This window comes from Halalkalibacter sp. HAAS-P013 (assembly GCF_056619925.1).
Map to the genome: position 1 here is coordinate 1 of NZ_JBWQTU010000039.1, position 7369 is coordinate 7369.

At 32.1% G+C, this 7369-nt stretch carries 9 protein-coding genes; all 9 read right to left on the reverse strand.

Translation table 11 applies throughout. From position 1 onward, the window contains the following. Positions 1-187: 187 nt before the first annotated feature. On the reverse strand, positions 188-724 hold the full coding sequence (locus tag AC1FXP_RS23125; RefSeq protein WP_480064279.1) for a hypothetical protein: 537 nt from the start codon (positions 722-724) through the stop codon (positions 188-190). Positions 725-877: 153 nt separating this feature from the next. Further along, a complete protein-coding gene (locus tag AC1FXP_RS23130; RefSeq protein ID WP_480064280.1) occupies positions 878-2197 on the reverse strand; it encodes a DUF4179 domain-containing protein in 1320 nt (439 codons plus the stop codon). Further along, positions 2187-2708, reverse strand: coding sequence for an RNA polymerase sigma factor (locus AC1FXP_RS23135; protein WP_480064285.1), 522 nt, complete (start codon positions 2706-2708; stop codon positions 2187-2189). Before AC1FXP_RS23135 ends, AC1FXP_RS23130 begins: the two co-directional genes overlap by 11 nt. A gap of 233 nt (positions 2709-2941) precedes the next feature. Continuing rightward, the gene (locus tag AC1FXP_RS23140) at positions 2942-3778 is read right to left on the reverse strand and encodes a hypothetical protein (RefSeq protein WP_480064281.1); all 837 of its coding nucleotides are present in this window, start codon (positions 3776-3778) and stop codon (positions 2942-2944) included. Positions 3779-4284: 506 nt separating this feature from the next. Then, positions 4285-4596 (reverse strand): hypothetical protein, encoded by a 312-nt coding sequence (locus AC1FXP_RS23145; protein WP_480064286.1) that lies wholly within the window; start codon positions 4594-4596, stop codon positions 4285-4287. A gap of 474 nt (positions 4597-5070) precedes the next feature. Beyond that, positions 5071-5247, reverse strand: coding sequence for a hypothetical protein (locus AC1FXP_RS23150; protein ID WP_161784688.1), 177 nt, complete (start codon positions 5245-5247; stop codon positions 5071-5073). A 584-nt stretch (positions 5248-5831) separates the two neighbouring features. After that, positions 5832-6107, reverse strand: coding sequence for a hypothetical protein (locus AC1FXP_RS23155; protein WP_480064282.1), 276 nt, complete (start codon positions 6105-6107; stop codon positions 5832-5834). A 117-nt stretch (positions 6108-6224) separates the two neighbouring features. Beyond that, on the reverse strand, positions 6225-6386 hold the full coding sequence (locus AC1FXP_RS23160) for a hypothetical protein (protein ID WP_480064283.1): 162 nt from the start codon (positions 6384-6386) through the stop codon (positions 6225-6227). A gap of 327 nt (positions 6387-6713) precedes the next feature. Continuing rightward, entirely contained in the window at positions 6714-6971 is a 258-nt protein-coding gene (locus tag AC1FXP_RS23165) for a hypothetical protein (RefSeq protein ID WP_480064284.1), read from the reverse strand. Positions 6972-7369: the final 398 nt, after the last annotated feature.

Here is a 7369-nt window from a genome sequence, read left to right on the forward strand (position 1 = left end):
CCCACAGAGGCTCCAAGTCAAGCCCTTAAACGCTTATCTACGGTTTCATGTAAACAAAGATAAAAGGTGCACCATATCAATGTTTCGGAACCTGATACTGTATATAAGCGAGCGTTAGTACAACAACTTCAACAAAAAAAGCGCTAACCCTCTATTGGATTAACGCTCCCCGTTAGTGAAAAATCCTTTAATTATTTATCTCTGCATTCCTATTCCACTTTTCAATAATCTCTCCATTTTGGTCGTATCCCACAGCGTTTTCAATTTCAGAAAAAAACATTTCTACATCTATTGTTAAAAAAGATGGAAATTCCGTTATAAAGGTATTATTCTTTGCACTAATTTCTTGTATTTCTCCATTTTTATAATGAATTTCAAATCTTTCTATTTCATGTTCATCTGTTGTAATAGCACCATGAATAATATTTCCTATACCTTCAAAATGGTTAGTTGAAACTAAAAAAGGTAAACCACTTTCCGATTCAAAAGTCATACCAACACTTTGTTCATTGTTATATTTGTATATTCCATTCTCAAATTCATAAACTCCTAAAATATGCTGTGTTTGGTCTAAGTAATAAACTAATTGATTATTTTCATCTTGGTTAATTACCTTTATTGGTGTTTTCCACTGACTTTGAACAGCTTCTTCAAGACTTGGATACCCTGTGTTACAACCAGATAGAATAACTAAAACAGTAACAAATAATAAAATTAACCTCATAAGTCTCACTCTCCATATTATAAATGACTAATAATTAAGAATTTACAGATTCTTGTGCTAATCTGCTCCGTTAGCACAAGAAGGACCTGCCGAAACGACAACTCCATTTATTCCGTTCAAGCAACCTGTTAGCACAGCAAGCTACTCTACTAACTATTCATTAAAGATATCTATACCATTAATATTTACTGATTGTACTTTGGAGATATCCAATATCCTATCAGGTAAGAATTTAACCGTAATCTTATCATTCTCATCAAAACTTCTTATTGAGTCAAAAGTAATAGAAGTGCCGTCCATCAATGTAGCATTTACTTCAATATTACTTGAATGATTAAAATCACCATTCCCATATATAGTTATACCTAGAGGAGAAATTGACACCTTATCGGAAGTCCAAGTTTCAAATTCTTGATTAAAATCAGTTCTTTTTTCTTCTCCAGTCGTCGGCATTCTAAATGTAGCGCTCCAGTTACCTGTTATAAATTTCTCACTTGATACAAAATAACCCATTAATTTATCGTTTTCTAAATCAATATTGTCTATGCTAAAAATGTATTCAGTAAATTCTCTACCATAGTTTGTTTCACCTGAATCATCTGTTCCAAAATAAATATTAGAAGGATGGACTTCATTACCATTTTTATCAATAAAGTAAAAATAACCGTGGTCATCCATACCATTCTCCGTCCAATTAGCTTGGATATGGAGACGGTTATCGATAATACCAATATTAGAGATATGGATAAAGTCGATTCCTGGTAGTGATAGTCTATTTTGATTAGGTTTTAAAACCTGCACGATATCTTCTTTAGTTAATTGATGATATAAAGTACCACCACCACCTGGAATGTTGTTCATATCAAGAGAGATTGTTTCAGGAACAATGCTTGTTAATTCCGAAAGATTTGCGTTAACTGACTGTTCGAATGTTTCTTTATGGCTTAAAAAAGAATCTATTCGAAAATTAACTTTTCTATCACTAAGTTCCTTGCCACCATTTGCTTGAATTCTAAGTGTGGCAGTATTTGTCGCTTCATCAAAATCAATAATCTGACTGTTAAACATTTGAGCACCAGTCAAAGAGTAATCATAAAAATCTAGTGTTTCATCAATTCTACTACCAGTTAAATCTTGGAGTGTAATATAGATAACTGCCATTTCATTATCGCTCATTGCACCAACTACTTCTGTTCTAATTCCATTACTCTCACTGCTTTTTTCAATTGGCTGAAGCATCACTGCCAATTCTGGATTCACATTAGATACTAAATTATTAAAGCTAGGAATATGTGCAGCACCCACACCTGTTGAAAACAAAATAACCGTCGAAGCAACCAATGATAGAGCCACTTTTTTAAGATTCCGTTTGGGCTTTTCTGATTTTGCCTGTAATATACCAAGCCATGACCTTTCGTGTAATTCTTCTGGAATCTCTATTCTTTCTAATTCCTTTTTAATATTATTTTTCACAAATATCAGCCCCCTTAGCTTTTTTTCGAAGTTTTTCTAACGAACGATATAAAATCGTTTTGGCTGTACCTAATGGTATGTTTAATAACTCACTAATTTCCTTAAAGGAATATCCCTTATAGAATCTTAAAATGATGATACTTTTTTCATCTTCGTTTAATGATTCCAATAAGTGCTTGAGTGATATTGTAAGAGGAATATCCTCACTCTCTGAAGGGATAAACTCCTCATACTCTGGTTTTAAGTGAACAACCTTTTGATTTTTTCTTATACAATCAATAGAACAACTAATAGTAATTTTCATTAACCAAGTTTTAAAATACTCAGGATTTTTTAATGTTTCTATTTTGGCAAATGAACGATACGCTACTTCTTGCACGACATCTAATGCATCGTGTTTGTTTTTTACATATACATAAGCCATTCGATAAATATCCTGTTCATATTTTTGAAAAATTTTCAAGAAGGCTTTATCGTCTCCTTTTTGGGCTTTTTTGACTAATCGGATAATTGTAATTCACCCTTTCTTTTTTGTCTTTCATCTATTAGACAGATTGAAATATCATTTGGCTTTAATTTGTTTCATTTTTTTTCAAAAAAATAAAACAAGGAATCAAATTCCCTGTTTTTCGGTCATTTCTTTAATGATTTCAACTAACAAAATATAATTTCCTTCTTTTAGGAAACTGCCACGTTAGCGCAATAAGGCAAGCGATGCCTTGTTAAAGCATCGCCTCCGTTAGCTTATTTCCTTTTTTCCAACTTATCACTTAATCGTTCAAAGTTTTTTACTACATCAGGTAATGATAATTGCTTTGCTAATGTAGTTCCTTTTTGTATAGAATTCCTAGCTTTTTCAAATAAGTTTGCCTTTATTTGAGCATCTGCAAGTGTATACCAATAGAACCACGCATCCATTTTTGATATTTTATCGTTATAAAATTTTTCAATTACGGGATAGTAACTAGAGTATAGTTCTTCATCTAGAACTAATTTTTCTCCATTCCATTTTAGAACATCTACAAAATAGGTATCTGCAATGTACCTTTGCCAAACAGCTATACCAACTTTCTTATTACTTAATAGCTCCATCATATGATATGGAACTTCTGCTATCATCTTTAAAGAATTATTATTCCATTTAAAAATCTCTAGTTTACTTCCTGCTGAAGCACCAATTGTGACACCAAAGAGATACTCTTTAATACCATCACCAGTAATATCAGCAACACCTGAATAATCTAATCCTACCCCCTGTGTTTGGGTCTCCCAAGTCTTTTCCCATTTTTCATTTTCTTTTCTTAATACTATTACGCCATATTGTGAAGGATTTGGTTGTTCTTTTGCCTTTATTTCAAAAGTAATAATAATCTCTTCTAGTCCATCTTCGTTAAAGTCGTAAAACTGATATGGTTTAGTCGATTTAGGTTCTTCAGGACTTACCAGTATTGAATGTGGTGGTAAAAACTCATTGACAATTTTCATTAGGTCTTTATTTAACTTTTCTTCAGCGTGAGTAAAAATTGGTGAAAGATTTAAAATCGCTGTTGCCAATATGGTAAATAATAAAATCTTTTTCATCAATAATCCCCTTTACTTGGCTTATATTAGAGATTATTGTTCCCTGATTTCACCCTGAATATCAGTAACCTTTGTTCAACTTAACTGCCCGTTACTTTAATAAGAATCAAAGCCTTATGTTAAAAGAAGATAAACTTTGCCAAATGGCAAGACCTAAAAAGAAAACGATTATTATCAAAGAGAACCAAGAGTAACCGTTCTTTTTACCTCTTAATATTTTGTAAATAAAGAATATCAATACGCATATCAACGTAACCATACCAACCATTGATAATAGAAGAAGAGTTAAATACATAAAAACCCCCTTTTATCTAACTGTACTATTCCACTGTTCCTATTCATTAAAAACTGTACAACCCAAGTCCAATTCTTTCAAAGTCTTTATTTAACAAACCTGCCCGTTAGCGCAATAAGCAAAAAGAGTTGTAATAAAAACAGCTCCAGTTCTTGTGCTAAAGCCCCCGTTATTTTAAGTGCATTTTTTCACAACGCTTGGATTAGATAATCTACTTTGCAGTTCTATCAAGATATGCAATTAGAGTAAATGCATTTAATATGATAGTAATGATGAGAAGAACCGCTGAGGCGAATACGATAGCTCCCATCGTGTCCATAAGAGCAGACCAATCCTCAATCTTTACTTTATGATGGATATAGAAAATCTGGAAACTCAGAGAAATAGCACAAGCACTGATACTCATGATGGAACGAGTAACCCAATGGTTATGCTTTTCATACCGTCCGAAATTTACAAAAGGAAGTATCCAAGCAATTAGTCCAAGCACGAGGCTACCAATATTAAGCCAACCAAAACCCATGTCTAAACTCCCTTTATTTTTATTTTCTTCATTCTTGTTCAGCAATCCTGCCTCGTTAGCGCACTAAGCCAAAGGAGCTGCCGTTACAAAAGCTCCTACTCTTTCGCTCAAGCTCTCCGTTTGTTGGATAAGCAGCAAAACAACTATATGAATTTACTTTATTGCCTCCCAAACTTCGCCACCCTTTTAAGATAGTAGATTCCCGTAAGTAATAAGACAACGCCTACGATTCTCAGCATTATAGTTCTAATTAGTTCATCATCTACTGTGATACTAAGAATCAAGGAACCCATGACTATAATAATAATCCCTAAAAAAATATGAATTAATTTCATCATCGGTATCCTCCTTATTATAATTAGTTAATTTACATGTATTTCTATTTCTAATTGAACTATCCTGCTCCTTTAGTCAAAAAGCGTTCCTGCTGCTCTTGCAGAAACGCACTCCGTTAGTTGAGGAAACTTTTTCTCTTTAACTACTTTCATCCTTTTTTATTTTAAATTTTGAAGTTACTAAATATACTGCAATGAATGTTAATATTAAATCAGTATAGGGACTACTAGAACCACCTAGAAGAGTTGCACCAATCATAAAAACTATAAATGTCAAAACAATTAAAGCTAATACATACATACCAAAATTCCCCATCATAACCCCCATTAAGTTCTAAACAAAATTTTCAGTTTTCATTAATGCCTCCGTTACTTTCATAAGACCAAACCACATAATTAACTAATTTTTTGTATCTTTATCAGAATAAAACTGACCAAATATAATAAACAGCTAATACCGAATAAAGCGAAAATTCCAGGTGTAAAAGCAAAATAAACACTATATGGTAATGACCATATAAATGCAATTAACAGTTCAAAATCTTTATATTGAATAGAGGCTTTAACAGCTAATAAAGCTGGAAGGAGCAACATAAAAAATGAAATTGGTATTGTACCTATTCCAGCAGAAGAATACGAATTAAAGAAAATAAATACCAACCAAAGTATGATACTTGCTAAACCACCTATAACTCCTAAAACGCTTGATAACTTTTTAATTCTCCTCACCCCTTTTATTTTGTTAAACTGCTCTTGCAGAAACGCACCCCTTTAGCTGCATAATGCCTTACATCTCTTCAAATATTAATTCTTCGGTCATTTCATTTCCATCTACAAACCAATGAATGTGCGTAATCCATTTAAAACCAACTTCATAACCTCCTAAAAGCCCTGTATCTGCTAATTGCATCTGATATGGATGGAAGGTCCATCACCTTTCCATTCAATAGTATGTTCATAGCTGATTTCTTGTTCAACCTCTTGTTCCTCTCCTGTATAGACAAACTCTATTTGAATATCTATATTATCTTCAGGAGGAGGATATTGTGTTGCTTCCATTTCCGCATTCCAATTTTCGGATGTTGCGAAGAAATAAAATTTTTCTTCCTTAGCTTCACTTCCACATGCTGTAAGAAAGACCGTTAAAAATAATAATCCTAATATTTTTTTAGACATAAGACCACCCTTTCAAAAAAACACTTATTTCAGCATTCATTAGTTCTTATTTTCTTATTGTTTTCTTCTTCTGCTTCGTTTAGCGAAACAAAGAAAGCGATACGTTTGCACCGTTTTTCATTTATGCTTTAATTCTTCATTTTCTTTCTCTAATTTAGCGACTTTCGCCTCTAATGCTTCAATCTTCTTTTTATTCGGTCCCACTCGATTTTTAAAGAAAGCAATAAGAGCCAAAATTAAAACAAAGTAAAACATAATAAACATAATAATAATTTCCATAATGTCGCCTCCTTCATATTTTTATTTGTAAGGAGTCAATTTGTTCCTATAATTTAAACCTTAACATAAATCATCTTTTATTAGGAATAACTTCCTATTCTGTTCTTATACTATCCTGCCCTATAGTTTAATAAAGACTAAAAGAACAACATACATTTTACTGCTCCCGCTGTTCAAGTAAAGTCTCCTTTAGTTTAATAAACTTTAATTAGATTTGTTCGTATGACTATTCTTTTTCACTTAGAAGAAAAGCCTCTAATGCTTCAACCTCGTATGTTCGAAATATAACACCATCATTATTAAAAACAATTATTTCAGGTAATCTATCTAAAACAAAAGTCTTTTTATAATCATATTCATAGTTGAATCGTCATCTAAAATCGTAAAACCATGTGAAGTTACTTTATCTCCCCATAGAGAATGCTCATCAAATATATCAAGAATACTACGTTGATATTCTTCTGAAGGTGATTCTTCTAAAAAAATTCTAACACTCAATTTATTTTCTTCCTCAGGCTTTAACCTTTCGACTACTCTTTTTTCTTCTGTTGAACAACCTACTAATAAAAAATGATGAAAAACCATGCTAAAATCTTGTTCAAATAGAACCCTCCTTGCCTTTCTTAATTTATAATTAATTTTAATTATTCAACTTTATAAGTAAGAAAACGATTACTCCTGTTAAGCAATCGCCCCCGTTAGTTGATTTACCTCGTCTTTATAATATATCCTCCAATCCTACTATTGAATTAACAATTGCAAGGCAAAGATATGATTATTTTATAGGTATTTTATTATAATCAAAAGACTGATATCATTGAACACTTTCAAGATTCTTCACATAAAAATTATAGTAAGAATTTAATGTGAATCGGCTACACTGAACTAGACAGAAAAATTAAGGTCAAGTAGACTACAGATAATATAATCGAGGAGAATCTACGATGACTAAAAGAGAACGCAGAACATTTACTGAGGAATTT

What these genes read in the sequence shown, in the direction of transcription:
- AC1FXP_RS23145 (WP_480064286.1), bottom strand. Translation starts at nt 4,596, where the DNA reads ATGGGTTTTGGTTGGCTTAATATTGGTAGCCTCGTGCTTGGACTAATT.
- AC1FXP_RS23140 (WP_480064281.1), bottom strand. Translation starts at nt 3,778, where the DNA reads ATGAAAAAGATTTTATTATTTACCATATTGGCAACAGCGATTTTAAAT.
- AC1FXP_RS23165 (WP_480064284.1), bottom strand. Translation starts at nt 6,971, where the DNA reads ATGGTTTTTCATCATTTTTTATTAGTAGGTTGTTCAACAGAAGAAAAA.
- AC1FXP_RS23125 (WP_480064279.1), bottom strand. Translation starts at nt 724, where the DNA reads ATGAGGTTAATTTTATTATTTGTTACTGTTTTAGTTATTCTATCTGGT.
- AC1FXP_RS23155 (WP_480064282.1), bottom strand. Translation starts at nt 6,107, where the DNA reads ATGTCTAAAAAAATATTAGGATTATTATTTTTAACGGTCTTTCTTACA.
- AC1FXP_RS23160 (WP_480064283.1), bottom strand. Translation starts at nt 6,386, where the DNA reads ATGGAAATTATTATTATGTTTATTATGTTTTACTTTGTTTTAATTTTG.
- AC1FXP_RS23150 (WP_161784688.1), bottom strand. Translation starts at nt 5,247, where the DNA reads ATGGGGAATTTTGGTATGTATGTATTAGCTTTAATTGTTTTGACATTT.